Origin of the sequence: Gayadomonas joobiniege G7 (assembly GCF_000300815.1) — a bacterium.
Classification (GTDB): Bacteria; Pseudomonadota; Gammaproteobacteria; order Enterobacterales; family Alteromonadaceae; genus Catenovulum; species Catenovulum joobiniege.
The window spans coordinates 241,554-260,636 of record NZ_AMRX01000006.1; the positions used below are offsets into that span (position 1 = coordinate 241,554).

Consider the following 19,083-nt stretch of genomic DNA (forward strand, 5'->3'; position numbering starts at 1 on the left):
AGGTAAATATTATGGCCGACGCATCACGGCTGTTTAAAGTCGATTTTCATGTAACTCACTTAGACTCAGATACTTTTGTCCAGCGCAGCGGTCAGATTGCCTCACACCAGACTGAAAGTGACGGTCATCTAGTGCAGAGATTATTAGCTTGGGCAATTTTTCAAGACCATCAAATAACCTTGAGCCGTTCGGTTTGTATCGGCCAAGAGCCAGATTTATATGTTCGTCGCAACGCATTTCAGTATAAACACTGGATCCAAGTCGATAGCCTTCAATTGGATAGGTTAGAAAAAGCAGAAGCTAAATCAGAGCATGTTTGGTTGTTTTATTGCCAGCCAGATAAGGGGGCAAAATTACTTAAACAAATTAATAAACACCCTATGTTGCAACTCGTTGAGATAGACCCAACTTTGATTGAGCGTTTGAGTCATCAACTGACCCATCATTTGCAATGGAGTATATTTGTTGAGCATGAGCAAATTAGAGTGGCCACTGAAACTGATTATATTGAAGCCGGTTATTGTTTGCATCATCCGTTAACGGTCCCAGCGCTTGATCTAATCAGTTAAACCTTATCATCTACCTTATTATGATGGTTAGTCCAGCTATCTGGTTTTAACCCACGCATAATATATGACCAAGCGATTAACTCAGCAATAATCAAGTAAGCGTCGGGGTCAATCTGGCTACCGATATCAAGCGTGCAAAGATAATCGGCTAATTGACTGTCTTCATGAACTAATAAACCCTGTTCACGGGCTGTGTTTATAATATCATCGGCATTCTGTTGATAACCCTTAGCAGCTATTTTGGGCGCATCCGGTGCTGGGTAATAAATAGAGACAGCTTTTTTGATTGGCGGTTTCATTATTTGTAATACCTAATTTGAAATGCTTGGGTACTGGGTTCGTCGCTTATTTTTGACATACTGAAATCTATCCCGTCAAGGGTGAAGTGGCCAGCTAAGCGGCGCCTGAGATCCGTTTCGTATTGCTTGCATAATTGCTGCAAATGTTCAGTTTCACTATATATATGGATACGTAAAGCAGCATCGACGAGGACACATTTAATTAGTAGTTTTTCGCCATCTGAAAAACTAAAGCGTAAACTAAGGCGAAGTGTTTTAAGCGACTTGTTTGGCTCAGCCTGGGCTTGTTCATCGGTTTCTATCGTTAAATCTAGCTGCGCTGGTAGTTCTGGATGCAGCAGTGGCAGACTGACAGAGACCTGTGAGTGGCCGTTTGTTTGGTTGAGTGCTGATTTAACAAAATTTTGTTGTTGGTGCTTTAACGCTTTTATCGAATTTTGCAGGAGCTTGTGCTGCTCGTTTGAATTTTGTTGTTTGAACAAGCGTTGAAATACAGTCACCAACTGGGCAGCTAAGTTATCCTTTGCACCGCTATCACCGGCTTTTACTGTTAATTGCTGATACGTGATTTGGTTTAAAATTTGCTCCGCCAAATGATCCGCCTGGGTGATTGATGGCAGTGCAAATTTTAGTTTCAGCGGGGCTGTTTCTCGGCTTGTCAGAGGAGAGACTGCGCTATTAAATAACTGCTTCATTAGTTCTGGCAAGTTTGCATTAGTGGGCGCAGATTTTAATAACGCTTGTAACTGTATGCGGATGGCTTGCGGCTCTGTTAACTCATTATTATGTAAACTTTGCTGCATGCGCGCAGACTCAGACACCTTAGTTTGACTAGCCGCTTGAGCTGTTGCTCCCGAAATTGTCCAACCCATTGTTTTTAATTGACTTATTAAGTCTGCATTCAAGGGGAGTTTAAGCAGCGGTTGGTATTTGACGCGTATTGATAAAGAGCTATCGGGCTCCAGTTGATATTTTACCTGAACGCCGTCATGGTCAACGCGGGACAGTATTTTAAGCTGGTTAGTTATTTGATCGAGTGTTTTTTTATTCCGCTCAGTAGAAGCATTGGCCAATGCGGTTAATATTTTTATTTGCTCAATTAGCGCACTTTTGCTGAGCGTCTGCAAAAACTGCTGAATGATTTTTTTTTCGGGTAATAAAAACGGAATTTTATCTTGGTTGGCCGTAATAATCTGATTTTGATCACCATTTAAGTGCAAACTAACCACCATAGGCGCAGCCGTTATTTTGGCGGCTTGAGTATTGGATAAGGTGAGCTGATGTTGTGTTTCGGCTAAGCTAAAAGATAGTTGCGAGCCTTGTGGCGTTTGTTGTAACTGCACGGGTTTGAGTAAATAAATACCTTTAGCGAACGGGTTAAGAAGTTTTTCAAATAGTGCCTGTCCCTTGCTTGATAATTTATATTGAGCAATTTCTATCGGTGCGGTATCTGTCCGGCTGAGTGATATTAAATTGATTTTTTTATCAGATATTTTTACTTGGTAAATGTCGTCGGGCAAGTTAGCCAATTGCAGATCTTTTTTGCTGTCTAACTGGGTACCTGATAGTTGCATTAATTGGTTAGTGACTTTAACGGTTGCCAATTGACTGAAATCGGTTTTATGAACCCCTTGTAGATCTTGCACCTGCCAGCGGCTCGGATGATTTGAAACTTTAGTAATTAACAGCCAGTTTTGACTTTGATTGAGGTTCTGTTGTGCAAGGGGTTTGGGCAAAGGGTACTCGATGTCGGCGATATTCACATGAGCGCCTTGAGCATTAGCTTGACTACGAACAATAAGGCCATAGGGTGTTGTTTTTTCACCAAGGCTAATGGCCAGTGGGAGCACTTGTTGGAGTATGGTTCTGGGTACCCATTGTTCTATAATTTGTTTGGCCGCTGTGCTTAAGGTTAAATAACCTGCGGCGAGTTTAACTTGCACTGGATTTACCGACTGTCCAGTTTGCAGCAAGCCTTGTAACTGATTCGCGGGTAAGTTAACGGTTAGATGTTTGTTTTGCGGTAAATGCAGCACAGCCGACTGCTTATCAATGATTTGCAATTGTCCATTTACGGTTTCATTGACAAACGATTGGTGAGTGGTTTTTGGGGTGAGGTTAACATCAGTTTGACCTCGACCTGTGGTTTTATCAGCTTTATCCATCATGTTTTAATAACGTGAATTTTATGCCCTTTTACTGTGGTCAAGCGCCAGATTATGATAACATCCACCGCCAAATATTATATTAAAATTGGTATCCTATTGTGTTATCGGCCAAAGGCCTTGTTTGCATTAGAAATGAACGAATTTTATTTGACGGCCTGACCTTTGAGTTAGAGTCAGGTCAGTTGATGTATTTAACTGGCGCAAATGGTGCCGGAAAATCAAGTTTAATGCGGTGTTTGGCCGGATTGCATCAGCCCCAGGAAGGGCAAATCCGCTTATTCGGGCAAGATATAAAAGACAGTGGTGACAAAATTTTATTTATTGGCCACAAAACTGCCATCAATGAATGGCTAAGTGCGCGTTTAAACCTTCGCTATTGGCTCAGCCTAAGTCAATTGGCGGGTGATGAAGAAACTTTGTTAAACAAAGTGGGTTTATTGCCGTTAGCTGATATTCCCACCCGCTACCTGTCTGCGGGACAAAAAAGACGGGTAGCGCTATTACGTATGTGGGTGAGCCAAGCAAAATTATGGCTGTTAGATGAACCTTTTACCTCGATAGATGTCTCTGGTATAGCCGTATTACAGCAGTTGTTTAAACGCCATACAGATTCAGGTGGTAGCATTATTGTAACCAGCCACCAAATATTGCCAGACGATCTGGTCGATCGGCGGTTAGAGTTGGAGTACCGTTTTTAATGGCGAATCTGGTCAACTATTATATTCAGTTTATAAAACGAGATTTACAGCTCGCTGTCCGGCAAAAACACGAGTTTGTTTTACCGCTACTATTTTTTGTTTTAATTTTGATTTTATTTCCCGTTACGGTTGGACCTGAAAGCGGTTTATTGGCACGCCTTGCCCCGGCGGTCGGTTGGATTAATTTGATTTTATCGCTGCTGATAGCACTGCCACGGATGTTTTCAGAAGATTATGAAAATGGCTGGCTTGAGCAAGTATTTTTAGCGGCGGTATCACCAAGCTTTTTTATACTAACCAGGATCTTGAGTTTTTGGTTGTTATATTGTTTGCCTTTAGTGATTTGTAGCGTGTTGCTGGTGCCTTTTATGTCGTTGCCGTTTGATATTTGGTGGGTACTCGCACAAACCTTGTTTTTAGGTAGTTTATTGGTCGCAGCGTTAGGCTCAGTGGCAAGCGCTTTGTTGGTCGCAAGTCGCAAAGGCAGTGGCGTACTTGCACTGCTATTATTGCCCATGTTAATTCCTGCGTTAATATTCGGCTCTGCTGTGATAGAAGCGGCCCAGCAATCGCTGCCGTATTTATCGCCGATGTTATTATTAGCCGCTCTGGCGGTGTTTTGTTTGACTATAGCGCCTGTTGCCGCGGCACAGGCTATAAAAATAAATTTAGGGTAACAGATGTTTAAATGGCTACATCCTTACGCAAAACCTGAACGCGCCTATGCGCTAGCTAACCGCCTTTATCTGTGGTTATGGCCGCTGGCTTTAATTGGATTGTTTACCGGCTCTTTATGGGGGTTAATGTTTGCCCCCTCAGACTACCAACAAAGTGATTCGTTTAGAATTATGTATATTCATGTGCCTGCCGCTATTTGGTCGATGGGCATTTATATGTCGATGGGTATTGCCGGTATTTGTGCTTTAGTCTGGCAAATGCGTAGTTTTGAGTTAAGTGTGCTGGCAATGGCTCCGATAGGTGCTGTGTTTACCGCCATTGCACTATTCACCGGCTCGTTTTGGGGCAAACCTATGTGGGGGACTTGGTGGGTATGGGATGCCAGACTGACCTCAGAGTTGATTTTATTATTTTTGTACTTAGGCGTATTTGCGCTTTTTTATAGTTTTGACGATAAAAGAGCTGGCGCTAAAGCCGCTTGTATTTTAGCCATTATCGGTATGATTAACGTGCCGATTATTCATTATTCGGTAGAGTGGTGGAACTCTTTGCATCAAGGGGCCAGCATTACTAAATTTGATAAGCCGTCAATTGCTAAAGAAATGTTATGGCCACTGCTGATTAACATATTTTCTTGTCTGTTGCTGTTTATCGCACTGACATGTTATCGCTTTGCAACTGAGTTGCTGGCATCGGAAAGCCACCGAAAGTGGGTTACAAAGATTATTCAATAAGATAAAGATTAAGTCATGGGTCAATTTAATAATTTTGCTGAATTTTTAGCAATGGATGGTTATGCATTTTACGTTTGGATGTCGTACGGGTTAGCCATATTGTCGGTTGTAGCACTGGTGATTTATAGCCGCTGGGCGCGCAAAAAGGTGGTGGCTAATATTAAACGCCAACAGACGGTGGCGCGCTATCGCCAAAATAAACCACAATCGGAGATGCACCTGTGATCACACGTCGACAAAAACGCTTTTACACTATTATGGCTTTGTTTGCGGGATTAGCGTTAACCGTCTCATTAGTTTTATATGCTCTGAGCGAAAACATTGATTTATTTTATACACCGTCTGAAATTATTAACGGCAAAAACGAAACTGGCATCAAACCTAGTATTGGTCAGCGGCTTAGAATTGGCGGCATGGTGGTAGAGGGCAGCGTTAAGCGTGATCCAGATACCTTATTGGTCGAATTTAAAGTGACGGATACAGGGCCAGAAGTGACCATTAGTTATGAAGGCATTTTGCCCGATTTATTTAGAGAAGGTCAGGGCATTGTCGCAAACGGCCATTTAATTGATTCGAATACGGTCGAAGCGTTTGAAGTATTAGCAAAACATGATGAAGAATATATGCCGCCAGAATTAGCCGAAGCGATGAAAGGTATAAAACATGTTAAACCTTCTGAAAATCCGGCATTGCAGGGTGGTCAGCCATGATCCCAGAAATTGGACACTTTACTTTATTAATTAGCTTAGTGTTTGCCACTTTATTAGGCACAGTTCCGCTAATCGGTGCGCAAAAAAATATTGCCGCTTTTATTCACCTTGCTAAACCGTTGGTTTGGGGCATATTTGCACTGCTTTCTATCTCGCTGTTTTGCTTAGCCTGGGCTTTTTATTTTAACGACTTTAGCGTTTATTATGTTGCGATGAACTCTAATAGCGCTTTGCCTTGGTATTATCGTTTATCTGCAGTTTGGGGAGCGCACGAAGGTTCTTTATTGTTATGGGTTTGGATATTGGCCTTGTGGACCTTGGCGGTGGCTATTTTTAGCCGTCGTATGGATGAAGTCGATGTTGCCCGAGTGCTCAGCGTGATGGGAATTATTGCAATTGGGTTTTTAGCATTTGTTATTTTTACCTCAAACCCGTTTGAACGCACCTTTCCTTCATTTCCAGTAGATGGCCGAGATTTAAATCCGTTACTGCAAGACATTGGTCTTATTATTCATCCACCGATGTTATATATGGGCTATGTGGGTTTCTCGGTGGCGTTTGCCTTTGCCATTGCTGCTTTGTTAGCGGGTAAATTAGATTCAACTTGGGCGCGTTGGTCACGTCCGTGGACGCTCGCGGCTTGGGGCTTTTTAACGGCTGGTATTACCTTAGGTAGCTGGTGGGCTTATTACGAACTTGGCTGGGGCGGCTGGTGGTTTTGGGACCCGGTTGAAAATGCCTCGTTTATGCCTTGGTTAGCGGGCACTGCATTAATTCACTCGTTAGCGGTGACCGAAAAACGAAACGCATTTAAAAGCTGGACGGTTTTATTGGCCATTAGTGCGTTTTCGTTAAGTTTGTTAGGCACCTTTTTAGTACGCTCCGGTATTTTGGTCTCGGTGCACGCCTTTGCCAGCGACCCAACACGGGGTTTATTTATTTTAATTTACCTGTTAATTGTGATTGGCGGTGCCTTAACCCTATATGCCGTGAGAGCCTCAAATGTTGTGAGCTCGCACAGGTACAAACTATTTTCACGTGAAGTATTATTATTTGTAAATAATATTTTTTTAGTGGCCGCCTTATTGGTGGTATTGCTTGGTACTTTGCTGCCGTTGGTCCACAAAGAAATTGGTTTAGGTTCAATTTCAATTGGCGCACCGTTTTTTGATCGCATTGCATCTTATTGGGTGATCCCCTTTGCTATTGTCCTCTCCATAGCACCTTTGGTACGCTGGAAACAAGACAAATTATCTCGCTTAAAAGGCAGTTTAGCGCCCGCTATTCTGATTACTGCGCTCATATCATTGACTGTTTATTTAACTTTTAACATCAATAGTTTTATTCACTTGCTGGGCGTGTGTTTAGCTGCGTGGATTTTTGCCATGACCGCCTATGAGCTGGTCATCAGCCGGCAAAAAACCAAGTTACCCTTGTCTCATTGGGGCATGACAATGGCGCACTGGGGATTTGCAGCTTTAGTGATTGGTGTGGCTGTCACACAATTTGCCAGCAAAGAAGAAGACGTTAGATTAATGCCGGGCGAGAGTGTGAGTTTAAACGAATATAACTTTAAATTTATCGATGTTAAACAAGTTACCGGACCTAATTATACGGCTTATAAAGGCAGCTTTCTGGTCACACGAGGTAATTCAGAATATCAACTGCATGCCGAAAAACGCTATTACAAGGTGCAATCAAATGTTATGACTGAAGCCGGTATTGATGCTGGCCTATGGCGTGATTTATATGTTTCACTGGGTGAAAATTTAGAAAATGGCGCTTGGGCGGTTAAAGTGCATGTTAAACCTTTTGTCCGTTGGTTATGGTTAGGCGGTATTTTAATGGTGATGGGGTCTGCACTATGCATAGCAGATAAAAGATATCGTCGAGTATTAAGTGCCAGCAAAGGCCAAATATAGGTCACTAAACTAGGTAACTCAACAATGAAACATCTTAAACTTTTTATTCCAGTTGCCGCATTTTTAGCGGCCAGTGTATTTTTTTATATGGGATTGTTTAGCGATCCGACCGATGTGAAAAATGCCAACTTACAGCGACCTATGCCCGAATTTAGTCTGCCGGATTTAATGCAACCCGAAAAAACATATCACCGCGAGGATCTGTTAGGCGAGGTCACGTTAATTAATGTTTGGGGCACTTGGTGTGTGACCTGTCGGGTAGAATTACCCTATATGACAAAATTACGCCAACAGGGTATTAAAATTGTAGGGGTCTATTATGACAATGCCGCTGAAGCTGAGTTTTCTGGCATTAATTTGCAGCAAACGCAAGCAGACGTTAAACAAATGCTGGCAAATTTAGGTAACCCTTTTGTGTTTAATATTTATGATAAAGACAGAGATTTATCATTAGATTTGGGGGTTACAGGGGCGCCAGAGAGCTTTTTAATAGACCCAGAGGGGCAGATCATTGCTCATCGGCGTGGAGCCATTGATGAGCGAGTTTGGCAGCGGGATTTTGCTCCATTAGTGGCTCAATATCAGGGTAAATAATTATGAAATACTTGATCTTAATTATGCTTAGTTTAGTTAGCTTAACGTTAACTGCTGCCGAGCAAAATTACCCGTTTGATGATGTGCAAAAAGAGCAAGACTTTAATCAATTGTTGCAAGAGCTACGTTGCCCTAAGTGCCAGAACCAGAATATTGCCGACTCTAATGCTTTGGTTGCAATAGATTTAAAAAACAAAACTTATCAGCTAGTGCAAGAGGGCAAAAGCAAAAAAGAGGTGGTCGACTTTATGGTGCAAAGATATGGCAACTTTGTGCACTATGATCCACCGATAAATTCACTCACTATTTGGTTATGGTTAGTGCCCATTTTATTTATAGTCCTGCTCGCAGGCTGGATCATCTTGAACAGTCGCAAACCCAATATAGCGGCACATTCAATAAGTGAACAAGATAAACAAAAAGCGGCGGCTTTGCTCGCCGAAATAGAAGCTGAGAGAAAAAACAAGTGATTCATTTATACCTGGCGCTCACTGTTATTACTTTATTAGCCTGTTTGGCCGTTATTTATCCATGGCTTAAAAAACAGCAATCTTTATATGCAGATAAAAACCGAATAAAAATACTGTATAGCGATAAGTTAACTGAGCTAGATAATGATTTAGAGCAAGAAAAACTTTCGCCCAGTGAATATGCTTCGTTAAAACAAGAGCTTACTGAGCAGTTAGCGTACGAGCTTAGTTATGACAGTCAATTAAATCAAAAAATTGTTTCGCGCAAATGGATCTGGTTATTGCCACCAGTGACTTTAGTGGTGAGTTTTATAATATATCACTGGCAGCAAAAACCCGAGCAAATGCAGCAATGGTTTAATGCCCAACAAACCGTCAGTGAAGTTGGTAAAAAGATTGTCAGCGGGCAAAGCCCGGCCAACAGAGAAGAATTAGAAGCATTTTATCTGGGTTTACGCGGACAGCTAAGTCAGTCACCAGAAGATAGCACAGGTTGGTTTTTATTAGGCCGTATCGCCTATTCATTGGGTTATTTAGATGAAGCTATTGCAGCGTTTGAAAAATCGCGGCAGTTAAAACCTGATAATTATGCGACCAACATGAGTTATGCGCAGGCGTTAATTACTAGAGGTGAAGAAAGTCATTTAAGGCGCGCGGCACAGGTGTATGCAAGCATTTTGCAAACAAATAATCAAGATGCAGAGGCCTTAACTATGTCTGGTTTTATCGCAATGCAGCTTGATGAAGTACAAATGGCGCAAAACTTTTGGCAGCGTGCGCTGAAATATTTGCCTAATGATGATGATCGACGTAGTGCGATAGTACAAACCTTAAATGAAATGCAACAAAAAACAGCAGCGGTGAACGAGCAGGAAGAACCAACAACACAGGCTCAGCAAGGTCAGTTACAAATAAACTTAAGTTTAAGTCGAGAAACACAGCAGCAACTTGCTGATTTTAACTATTTATGGTTGTTTGCTCGCTCTGGAAATGCTGGACCACCTGCGGCAGTTAAACGCATTAGTTTAGCGCAAATTGAGTTTCCAATGACCGTTAGTTTGTCCGATGCGGATGCTATGATGCCATCATTAAAATTGTCTTTACTTGAACAAGTTGTGGTAACGGCGCGCTTAACACAAACAGAGGATGTCATGCAGGCCGAGCAAATGCAAAAAGAAATAAAAAGTGACCTCATTGACTTAGCGCAAAGTAAAGATATTAAGCTAGAGTTATAGTTATTTTTATACGCAAACTGAAGGGATTTAAAATGAAAAAATTAGCTTTTTATTGCAGTGCACTGGTATTTTTTTGTATCAGCTTAGTGGTGCAAGCGAACGGGGTAAAACATGGTGCGATAAAAATAGTGCCTATAGAGCATGCCAGCTTTGTGATGGAAAACAAAAAACAAGTCATTTTTGTCGACCCGACGGGTGATAAAAGTTTGTATCAAGTATATTCAGATCCAGATCTGATTTTGATTACCGACATTCATGGTGATCATTTTAAACCTGAACTGATAAAAAGTTTGGCAGCGCCTAAAACACAAATTTTAGCGCCGCAAGCCGTGGTTGATAAACTAGGCGAAGGGCAGGTGATTAATAACGGCGAAAGCAAACGCATGCGGCGGCTCAAGATCACAGCTATCCCAATGTACAATATCACAGAGTCACGTCTTAAATATCATCCAAAAGGGCGTGGCAACGGTTATTTAATTGACTGGGCTGGCCAACGAATTTATATTTCTGGTGATACCGAAGATACGCCAGAAATGCGTGCATTAAAAGATATAGATATAGCACTTATCTGCATGAACTTGCCATATACAATGACTGCAAAACAGGCTGCCGATGCGGTCATTGAAATGCACCCTGATATAGTTATCCCTTACCATTTTCGCGGAAAAAATGGCTTTGAAGATGTTGATTATTTTACTAAACAAGTTAAAAAACAGGGTATTCAAGTCGATAGGTTAGCCTGGTACCCATAGGACAATTTATGAAACAAAACACCTTAGTTGCTGCGTTTACGCTAACCTTAAGTTTATTGTTATCAGCCTGTGCGAGTAAAAATGATGCGCAGGCGCAAGTAGAAAGCAACCAGCTCAATGATGGCAATGAAGTTTACGACCCGCTTGAACCCATCAACCGAATTAGCTGGGATATTCAATATGACTTTCTCGATCCTTATTTTATAAAACCGGTTGCTATTGGATACCGAGATTATATGCCTAATTTCCTTCGTTCGGGTTTATTAAATATGGCCAATAACCTGGATGAACCGTCGGCACTGATCAATAACCTGTTGCAAGCCAAAGGTACAGACGCAGCCGTAAGTGGAGGCCGCTTTTTGATTAACTCAACTTTGGGGTTATTAGGGCTGATCGATGTTGCATCTCACCTTGGTTTAGAAGAAAAACATGAAGAATTTGGCGAAGTATTAGGCACTTGGGGCGTTTCGACAGGGCCATATTTAATGTTGGTTGGGCCGTCGGATACTCGAGACACTACGGGCGACCTGGTCGACTCGGCTTATTTTCCGCTTGCTGCTTTGTCATGGCCAGCAAATTTGCTTCGTTGGTCAGTTAAAAGTGTTGAAGGCAGGATCCGCTTATTAGACCAAGAACAACTATTAGAGGACAGCTCAGATCCTTATATTTTTGTCAGAGAAAGTTACTTCCAACGAGTTAGATACGAAATATATGACGGCAATGTGCCACAGCCCAAGATTAGCGAAAAAGAAGAAGACGATTTTGAAGCTTTTTTGAACGACCTAGAGTAGCGGCCACCAGTACGATGCATAGCTGAATAAATTAACTGACGTTATGCATCGGATGCCTTTGGCAATGCGTTGGGTAATAGCATTGTTGAGGGGATGAAAGGGCCATCCAAGGCTGAATTGTTAGCTCAACAAGAAAAATTAAGTAAAGGGTTCTCGCCTGATTTATCAGCAATCGAAGATAATCTGTCGAAGTTGCCTGAAGAAATGTGGGAAAAGCAGATTGCTGGCTTTGAAAAAGATAATAGTCAAAAGACAACTGAAAAATCTCAACAGCGAACTGATGAATTCAATGCAAAAGAGGAAGCTAAGCAGGTAGCGAGACAAGAGAAAGCCGCGGTGCAACGAGACAAAACTGTTACTGAAAGGCAGCGTATTGATGCTGATTTCAAAGCGTACGATAAACAATACGCTCAATACCGAACTGAAATGGAAAACCAACTAGAGCAGTCTTATCAAAATGGAATAAACCGTGGTGAAGCTGCTTATGTGAAAGGTCGTCAAACCTCCGCTATCAGTGGCGATTTTGCGGCTGAATATGATTGGGCCGAATATAGCAAAGTGCAAAGCGCGATGTGGCAAGATGGGAAAGCTAGAGCGCAGGTAGTCCAGCAAGTTAAAGATGTGTTTGTTGAAGTTTATAACAAAGGAGAGGTTACCATTGCATTTGGGGCAACACTGGGGGAGTCGGCAGGTGCAGGCGCTAACGTTGCAACAGGTAAATATATATCTATAGACTTTGGTGAAGCTAATTTAATTTACGGCGAATATTATGCCGCAGAGGCTCAAACTAAATTAGGAATACCGATGCCAGAAGCGAACGCTGGTTTAGAGTTATCGATTTACCCTACCTCAGATCCCTCAAGGGCGCTCAATGGCGGTTATAATATTTATGGTGGAAGTTTTGCACTTGGAGATGTCAGTGTTGGCTTGATTAACACTGATCGTGGCAATTTGAAGGGATTGCAGGTATCGCTTACGAAGTCAACTCCAAGCTTGGCAAATACTTTACCAAATTATGCTGGCTTCGTGGTTGGTGGTACGGGACGGCATACAGAGGTGTTTAATATACAAGAAGCTATCCAGGATGTTAGAACATTATGGTAGATACAACCACTTTGCCTACGTTAAAATCAACACTGGTAGTAGCCTGTATAATCACACTAGTACTCATACTAAGTATGTTAATGCCTTCTTCTCGTGATGACCTTACAAATGAGGTATTTGTCAGTTTAAATCGAAATACTCATTATACGTTAGAAGGTGATGGAAAATCTTCGAGTGGTCAGTTAGGCCATTTTTATGATTGTTTAAAAGAAAAAAAGAATATTGCACATTTAAAACCTAAGGGGAAAAACACTGAGCGTTACAAGCTTATAATTACCCCTGACGTTTATCTCAGGGTAACTGCGGCTGAAGGTGAAGCATATCGTTTTACAATTATCAGCGGTAAATCAATAATTCCTGGCCGTACGTACAATTCACCTTCATATGCGATTAATTGTGAACTGTCACTACTTGACAAAAGCTAAATTATCGCGCGTGACAAACTGAAAAAGCCACTAGAATTGTAAATACAAATGTATGTACAGGTTGTAACAATGCAGTTTGAATGGGATGAGAATAAGAACGCAATACACATCCAAAAGCATGGTATCGACTTTAATGACGTTTGTAGTGGTACAGTGATGCAATCAGGCAGCATAAATGGAGCGACTAATCTAGCTGCAGATGTGCTCTATAACCGAGGTTTAGATGGCGCAAATCCGTTCAAATCTTTCACAACTGGATTTTTGGGAGGGATGATCGGTGGTAGAGCTACAAATCCAGCCCTTGATGGGCTAATGGGGAGCGGCTTTACTGAATTTTATGACCAAAGTTGGGACTCGATAAAACATGAAGAAAACCGTTATAACGTTGGCGATATATGTTTAGCTGGTTTTTTTGGTGGTATAGCTGGCCATGGCGCGAGTAAGCTGTTTTCTAATTCGAATTGGGTACCGAAAAATCTAGGTGCATCAGCCGATGACTGGGCAAGTAACCTATGTGGTAACTATTCGAACAACACATTTTCAGGTTATTGGTAGGCGCCATGTCCGTTAAACCAAAGATTGAATACACAGCAAAAAGTGTAGACCAATATAGACTACACCGATTAACTTGGTGGCAATGTTTTTTTACTGACCTACCGTTTACGGTCATGATCATTGCCTTGTTTTTGTTTATGATTGTTGTCTATGTAAAAATCGGTTACCCAGAGGTTTTTATAGGGTTTATTGGTATTCTTGCTTTTGTATTAGAAAGAACTAAGTTTTGGTATGAAGGTGGCAAAATTTTGCTTGAGACTGATGATGACAGTGTTCGACTGTCAAATGGCAAGAATTATCGGTGGGGTGACATAGTAAAAGTTGACATCCCTCCCTTGCCTGTTTCTCAATATGGTATGCCTGTACCTAAATATAAGGTTCATTTTAAAGATGGTTATAAATTTACCATTGATCAGCGTTTAAGGGGGTATACCGATCTTTATCTGAAATTGTATAAGCGAGGTATCGAAGGCGCTGATAAAGCTTTACCAATTTATTTTGTAGATTTATCAAATGGAACAGCCCCTGGAAGATTAAAGCCGAAACCTGTTGCCATTTATTATCCCGATAAAGACATTGAAGTTCAAACAAATCTGAAAAGTAATGAGAGTGTACGCCGAAAGAGAAAGAAACCAGCGTCTAGGTAGCTGGCATGCCTTTGGCAATGCGTTGGGGAATAGCATTGTTGAGGGGATGAAGGGAACGCCGAAAGCACCTGAACCAAAATTTGATTTATCGAAACTTGAGAAATCAGTGAACGATAAATTGAATCAAACTGTTAACGAAATATCGACTAAAACTTCAGCTGACTTTGAGGCAACAGCCAATCAAAAATTAGAAGAAAAGTCTCAACAGCAACGAGAGGCATTTGATGCAAAAGAAGAAGCTAAGCTGGTCGCGAGACAAGAGAAAGCAGCGACTTATCGAGAAAGTGCTGTAACTAGCAAATGCAGCTTTAGCTGATAGCGTATGAAGAAACTCAGCGAAAATTCCGTGAACTAGGTGGTGGTGATTCTAGCTACATAGAGGTTAATTTAGCGGATGGAGGCGATTTTACTTCCATGACGTTAGATCCTGTTAGAAATGGATCTGGGGTTGCTGGGCCTTGGGTTATTTAAACTCATCAAATAATGCGAGCCCGGTTACAAATTCACCTGGCTTCCCTGGCCCATGGGAAATTCATACTTCACTTGGTCCGTGGAAAAGTGGCTATGTTTCTTCATATCAAGCCCCTGCTCAATTAAATCTAATTGGAACAGGGTGGATGACTCCATATAATGAATTGATGACTAAGGCTTCTCCGTATCTGGCATTTGCTGAACACATTCCTAGTTTTAGTTTCTCAAATAAGTTTGGTCTTAATCCGAATACTTTTAGTTTGAGCAGTGCATCTAATTCTTGGCAAATTAAAACATATTGGGCAAACAACGCTAGTAATGCTTGGAATAGGCCATTTTCAATCGCAAGCCCTGATTTGGTTCCTTACAGTGAAGCGACAAATAGTCGAATGTTGGTAAGTTAGAACCAAGGGCGTAGTGCATTGCATACCGCCGGAGTATGGGGTGGGCGAGCTTTGGGTGGAGTCGGTGTTGGATTTTCAATTTATGACACACATGCAAAGATCACCAATGAAGTACGTTCAACGGGTAGTGTTAGTGGGACCACTTTAGGGTATAACGGTGCCAAATTGGCCACCGATATCGCCATGACTTATATCGGTGTATTTGGCGGCCCTATCGGGGCTGTAGTATCTATCGGTTATTTTGCTGCGAGCAATTTTGGTGGCGATAGTTGGATAAACCCATGGGATAGCGAAACGTTAAAACCGTACGAGCCCCGTTTAGGGACAATAGATAGGTAAATAATGATTCGATTATTAGACTTAATGTTTTATGTTGGATATTTGCGCATAAAAAAAAATGAGAATAAGTATACATCTTCAACTCTGCTTGCACACATTACTTTGATAGGCATGGGGGTGCATGGTCTTCTTTTTTTTAATGGGTCATTTAGTTTAATAGGGGTCGTTATGGATATTCCTTTGGCTGACATATTTATGGGGGGAAACATATTCGGTGTTCCGAATGTCTTTTTAAGCGCAATCGCGACCATGATTGCGTATTACTTTTATAGTGTAAGAAACAAGCGTTATTTGAAATATCCGCAGATGTACCCTGAAATAAACGGAAAAAATCTAGATAAATATGACCAAAAATATTTGGTCATACCCGCTGTAATTGGGATGCTAGTTCTTTTTGCAGGTATATTTTTGCCGTTCATACTTCATAGAGGTGTTTAAGCAGTTACATGGTAAAGCCCATTGATGTTAGATTTCTAGGCTGCCCACTGATTGAAGTTCTATAAATCAATCGGTTATGCTTTTGGCAATGCGTTGGGTAATAGCATTGTTGAGGGGATGAAAGGGCCATCCAAGGCTGAATTGTTAGCTCAACAAGAAAAATTAAGTAAAGGGTTCTCGCCTGATTTATCAGCAATCGAAGATAATCTGTCGAAGTTATCTGAAGAAATGTTGGAAAAGCAGATTGCTGGCTTTGAAAAAGATAATAGTCAAAAGACGACTGAAAAATCTCAACAGCGAACTGATGAATTCAATGCAAAAGAAGAAGCTAAGCAAGTAGCTAGAGAGCAGAAAGCTGCGACTTATCGAGAAAATGCAGTATCCAGAAATGCAGCGTTAGCCGATGATTTGTATAGTAAGCAAGCCTCAACATATGAACATCAAAAAAATGTAGCGTATGAAGAAACTCAGCGAAAATTCCGTGAACTAGGTGGTGGTGATTCTAGCTACATAGAGGTTAATTTAGCAGATGGAGGCGATTTTCCTTCCATGACGTTAGATCCTGTTAGAAATGGAGCTGGGGTTGCCGGTCCTTGGTCATTGGATTATTTAAATTCATCAAATAATATTAGCCCAGTTACAAATTCATTTGGCTTCCCTGGCCCATGGGAAATTCATACTTCACCAGGCCCTTGGAAAAGTATCAAAAAGTACATCCAGTAGAGCTCGACGATGGAAGAATATTAACCGAAACCCCTTGTATTTTGTCTGTTAAGAAATTAAATGATCCTTCAAAATAATTTAAGTTGTTTGTGTTGCAAGTGCATCTAGGGCAAAAAAGTAAGATACTGCACAAATTAACCAGATATCCGCTCACAATAACCTGAAAATAAAAGGGAAAATGCCTCTATGCGTAGGACTGCATGGCGAGGTGATTGCTTTTGGCAAAACGTTGGGGAATAAGTGTTGGCAAATGAAGCTAGTGTTTTATTTACTAAGAGCCGGTCATGCTTAAATTTTTTGCTTGCTCTGTGGGTGGAAATTGACTTGCTTCATGAAGCTTTTTAGCTGGCAAGGCCTCAGAAACTAAATAGCCTTGCAGATAATGGACACCTAGGTCCGTCAGCCTATTTTTTTGTGAGTCGCGTTCGACACCTTCGGCGATCACTTTAAAGTTCATTCTTGACGACAATAAAATAATGGCTTCTAAAATATGCATAGACTTGGTATCTAAGTCTTTTATAAAGTGACGGTCTATTTTCACCATATCTGGGGTGAACTCATGCAAAAAAGCGAGTGATGAGGAGGACTTTCCAAAATCATCTATGGCTATTTTGATTCCGGCTTCTTGTAAGTTTTTAAGTACGAGCAACGCGTCAAAACGCTTATTAGTGACGGCAGTTTCAGAAAATTCAAGCTGCATATTCGATGGCGGAACATCATATTGTTGACAAAGGTTGAGTACTTTTTGACAAAAGTTTGGCACCATCAGTTGGTTTAATGATATGTTCACAGAGGTAACCATATCTGGGTCGATATTTAATAACACTTTTTCTAATTTTAAGCTTTCTTCTAATACCCAGTCGCCCAGTTTATTGATTAAACCATTTTTTTCTGCAATCGGGATAAATTCATTCGGGGAGATTAATTCGTCCTGATACTGCCAACGTAATAAAACCTCACACACTTTAAATTGGCCGGTTTGGCTATCTGCAATTGGCTGATAATCAATATAAAGTTGTTTATTATATAAAGCTTGTTTTAAGCCATTACATAAAGTTGAATTGCGTTTAAATTTTAAGCCTAAACTTTGGTTAAAAACAATATGTGATGTTTGATCTTGGACTTTATTGTGGTACATCGAAAAATCTGCCAAAGTGATAAGTTCATCAATATTTTGGCTATGCTCTGGATAACAAGTAACACCAATGGAACAAGCAGCCGTTAATCGGTGATTATCAATAACAAAATCTTCTTCAATGACGTGGTTTATTTTTGCCACTATTGTGGTGATGTCTTCGTTTTTTTGTTTTGGCACCATGATTAAAAACTCATCTCCCCCCCAACGGCAAAAAACAGCGTTATCAACATTCAGATTCATGAGGCGCTGTGCAATCATATTCAATAACTGATCACCAACATGGTGGCCATGGCTGTCGTTTATTGGTTTAAATTTATCTAAATCAATAAAAAAAAGATAAAAACTTTGTGGGTTGTGGGTGTCTACACGTTGACGACATTTGCTTAAAAACGCTTGCCTGTTTAACATGCCAGTTAAAGGGTCAATTTGACTAAGGTGTTTAACTTGCTCGATCCGTTTAGCGACCTCTGTATTCATATGGGCAAGTAAGTGGTCATGTTCATGGAACAGTTTAATCGATTTAGTGGTATGTTTAACCGTTTGATAGCCGACTAACTTTAATGTTGCGGCAAAACATAAACCAAGAATGCCCAACGTTTGATGCTCAGGCACAAGTGGCATAAACAATAAGATGCAAGAGTAGGGCACTAAGACCGAAAATGGATATATAAATGCTGAAAAGCGATCTCCAGATAGTAACACGGTTGAACCGCCGGCAAATGCCGAAACTATCATTACAGAGGCTGTGACCTGAAACTCGGTCGAAATGGGATAAAAATAAACACAATAGAGCGCCCAAAAAACACCAGAAAGTATTACCCCGAGTCTAAATTGATATAAATCTTTCAGGCCACCAACGTGACCAGTTTTTGTTTTTCGAACCCATGCGGTGGCACTAATAAAACGATACATCAAAACGCTGCTGAATAAAACGAGCCAGGTTATTTTAATTTGTTTATCAGACGGGGGGGATAAATATAAAGCAAGAACAAAAGCAGCAATTCCGCTGGTTAACAAACCCGAAAACGAGCGTTTATATAACAAGTCTATCTTGTCATGCATCAAAGGGTTTGCGGTCATCGTTTTTCCTTAAACCGAATATCGTTTATAAAATCAATTCACAGGTACGTATACGAGTTAAATAAAGTTCAATTATAAATAAAAAACGTTCCATATTTTTATATCCATATTTTTATCAGGCAATTAAACCCTTATCTAA

General features: G+C 40.9%; 24 protein-coding genes. 21 read left to right on the forward strand and 3 right to left on the reverse strand.

The genetic code is table 11. The features are described from left to right. Nucleotides 1–11: 11 nt before the first annotated feature. Nucleotides 12–569: a YaeQ family protein gene (locus C727_RS0108245; RefSeq protein WP_017445154.1), complete on the forward strand. Its 558-nt coding sequence runs from the start codon at nucleotides 12–14 to the stop codon at nucleotides 567–569. Here the strand turns inward: C727_RS0108245 and C727_RS0108250 are convergent. Then, entirely contained in the window at nucleotides 566–868 is a 303-nt protein-coding gene (locus tag C727_RS0108250) for an EscU/YscU/HrcU family type III secretion system export apparatus switch protein (protein WP_017445155.1), read from the reverse strand. The two genes, C727_RS0108245 and C727_RS0108250, sit on opposite strands and share 4 nt — an antisense overlap. After that, the gene (locus C727_RS0108255; protein ID WP_155949197.1) at nucleotides 868–3,036 is read right to left on the reverse strand and encodes a hypothetical protein; all 2,169 of its coding nucleotides are present in this window, start codon (nucleotides 3,034–3,036) and stop codon (nucleotides 868–870) included. The genes C727_RS0108250 and C727_RS0108255 overlap by 1 nt, the downstream gene beginning before the upstream one ends. A 98-nt stretch (nucleotides 3,037–3,134) precedes the next feature. Between C727_RS0108255 and ccmA the strand changes: the two genes are divergently transcribed. The 20 genes from ccmA (at nucleotide 3,135) to C727_RS0108355 (ending at nucleotide 16,726) form a co-directional block, all read left to right on the forward strand. Continuing rightward, nucleotides 3,135–3,734 carry a cytochrome c biogenesis heme-transporting ATPase CcmA gene (ccmA, locus tag C727_RS0108260; RefSeq protein WP_017445157.1) on the forward strand — a complete coding sequence of 200 codons (600 nt, stop codon included), beginning with the start codon at nucleotides 3,135–3,137 and terminating at the stop codon, nucleotides 3,732–3,734. Next, entirely contained in the window at nucleotides 3,734–4,411 is a 678-nt protein-coding gene (gene ccmB / locus C727_RS0108265) for a heme exporter protein CcmB (protein WP_017445158.1), read from the forward strand. Before ccmA ends, ccmB begins: the two co-directional genes overlap by 1 nt. 3 nt (nucleotides 4,412–4,414) lie before the next feature. Beyond that, nucleotides 4,415–5,146 carry a heme ABC transporter permease gene (locus C727_RS0108270; RefSeq protein WP_017445159.1) on the forward strand — a complete coding sequence of 244 codons (732 nt, stop codon included), beginning with the start codon at nucleotides 4,415–4,417 and terminating at the stop codon, nucleotides 5,144–5,146. A gap of 15 nt (nucleotides 5,147–5,161) precedes the next feature. Continuing rightward, nucleotides 5,162–5,371, forward strand: a complete 210-nt coding sequence (gene ccmD / locus C727_RS0108275; protein ID WP_017445160.1) for a heme exporter protein CcmD — start codon at nucleotides 5,162–5,164, stop codon at nucleotides 5,369–5,371. Further along, a complete protein-coding gene (gene ccmE / locus C727_RS0108280; protein WP_017445161.1) occupies nucleotides 5,368–5,856 on the forward strand; it encodes a cytochrome c maturation protein CcmE in 489 nt (162 codons plus the stop codon). The genes ccmD and ccmE overlap by 4 nt, the downstream gene beginning before the upstream one ends. Beyond that, a complete protein-coding gene (locus C727_RS0108285; RefSeq protein ID WP_017445162.1) occupies nucleotides 5,853–7,778 on the forward strand; it encodes a heme lyase CcmF/NrfE family subunit in 1,926 nt (641 codons plus the stop codon). The genes ccmE and C727_RS0108285 overlap by 4 nt, the downstream gene beginning before the upstream one ends. Nucleotides 7,779–7,802: 24 nt before the next feature. After that, on the forward strand, nucleotides 7,803–8,372 hold the full coding sequence (locus C727_RS0108290) for a thiol:disulfide interchange protein (RefSeq protein ID WP_017445163.1): 570 nt from the start codon (nucleotides 7,803–7,805) through the stop codon (nucleotides 8,370–8,372). A 2-nt stretch (nucleotides 8,373–8,374) separates the two neighbouring features. Continuing rightward, on the forward strand, nucleotides 8,375–8,842 hold the full coding sequence (locus tag C727_RS0108295) for a cytochrome c-type biogenesis protein (RefSeq protein ID WP_017445164.1): 468 nt from the start codon (nucleotides 8,375–8,377) through the stop codon (nucleotides 8,840–8,842). Beyond that, nucleotides 8,839–10,077, forward strand: coding sequence for a c-type cytochrome biogenesis protein CcmI (ccmI, locus tag C727_RS0108300; RefSeq protein ID WP_017445165.1), 1,239 nt, complete (start codon nucleotides 8,839–8,841; stop codon nucleotides 10,075–10,077). Before C727_RS0108295 ends, ccmI begins: the two co-directional genes overlap by 4 nt. Nucleotides 10,078–10,109: 32 nt before the next feature. Beyond that, entirely contained in the window at nucleotides 10,110–10,829 is a 720-nt protein-coding gene (locus tag C727_RS0108305; protein ID WP_017445166.1) for an MBL fold metallo-hydrolase, read from the forward strand. Nucleotides 10,830–10,837: 8 nt separating this feature from the next. Further along, nucleotides 10,838–11,620: an MlaA family lipoprotein gene (locus C727_RS0108310; RefSeq protein WP_017445167.1), complete on the forward strand. Its 783-nt coding sequence runs from the start codon at nucleotides 10,838–10,840 to the stop codon at nucleotides 11,618–11,620. Between the two features lie 69 nt (nucleotides 11,621–11,689). Then, on the forward strand, nucleotides 11,690–12,724 hold the full coding sequence (locus tag C727_RS0108315) for a hypothetical protein (protein WP_155949198.1): 1,035 nt from the start codon (nucleotides 11,690–11,692) through the stop codon (nucleotides 12,722–12,724). Beyond that, the gene (locus C727_RS0108320; protein ID WP_017445169.1) at nucleotides 12,718–13,149 is read left to right on the forward strand and encodes a hypothetical protein; all 432 of its coding nucleotides are present in this window, start codon (nucleotides 12,718–12,720) and stop codon (nucleotides 13,147–13,149) included. The genes C727_RS0108315 and C727_RS0108320 overlap by 7 nt, the downstream gene beginning before the upstream one ends. A 69-nt stretch (nucleotides 13,150–13,218) precedes the next feature. After that, nucleotides 13,219–13,704 carry a BrnT family toxin gene (locus C727_RS0108325; protein WP_017445170.1) on the forward strand — a complete coding sequence of 162 codons (486 nt, stop codon included), beginning with the start codon at nucleotides 13,219–13,221 and terminating at the stop codon, nucleotides 13,702–13,704. A gap of 5 nt (nucleotides 13,705–13,709) precedes the next feature. Beyond that, complete coding sequence (locus C727_RS0108330) at nucleotides 13,710–14,351, forward strand: hypothetical protein (protein ID WP_017445171.1); 642 nt, start codon at nucleotides 13,710–13,712, stop codon at nucleotides 14,349–14,351. Next, nucleotides 14,314–14,667, forward strand: coding sequence for a hypothetical protein (locus C727_RS0108335; protein WP_155949199.1), 354 nt, complete (start codon nucleotides 14,314–14,316; stop codon nucleotides 14,665–14,667). The genes C727_RS0108330 and C727_RS0108335 overlap by 38 nt, the downstream gene beginning before the upstream one ends. Before the next feature lie 142 nt (nucleotides 14,668–14,809). Then, nucleotides 14,810–15,226 (forward strand): hypothetical protein, encoded by a 417-nt coding sequence (locus C727_RS0108340; RefSeq protein WP_017445173.1) that lies wholly within the window; start codon nucleotides 14,810–14,812, stop codon nucleotides 15,224–15,226. Nucleotides 15,227–15,244: 18 nt separating this feature from the next. After that, the gene (locus tag C727_RS0108345) at nucleotides 15,245–15,565 is read left to right on the forward strand and encodes a hypothetical protein (protein ID WP_017445174.1); all 321 of its coding nucleotides are present in this window, start codon (nucleotides 15,245–15,247) and stop codon (nucleotides 15,563–15,565) included. A gap of 3 nt (nucleotides 15,566–15,568) precedes the next feature. Continuing rightward, nucleotides 15,569–16,003: a hypothetical protein gene (locus C727_RS0108350; protein ID WP_017445175.1), complete on the forward strand. Its 435-nt coding sequence runs from the start codon at nucleotides 15,569–15,571 to the stop codon at nucleotides 16,001–16,003. A 51-nt stretch (nucleotides 16,004–16,054) separates the two neighbouring features. After that, nucleotides 16,055–16,726 (forward strand): hypothetical protein, encoded by a 672-nt coding sequence (locus C727_RS0108355; RefSeq protein ID WP_017445176.1) that lies wholly within the window; start codon nucleotides 16,055–16,057, stop codon nucleotides 16,724–16,726. Between the two features lie 271 nt (nucleotides 16,727–16,997). On the opposite strand, the gene C727_RS0108360 is transcribed toward C727_RS0108355, so the two are convergent. Next, nucleotides 16,998–18,944: an EAL domain-containing protein gene (locus C727_RS0108360; RefSeq protein WP_017445177.1), complete on the reverse strand. Its 1,947-nt coding sequence runs from the start codon at nucleotides 18,942–18,944 to the stop codon at nucleotides 16,998–17,000. Nucleotides 18,945–19,083: the final 139 nt, after the last annotated feature.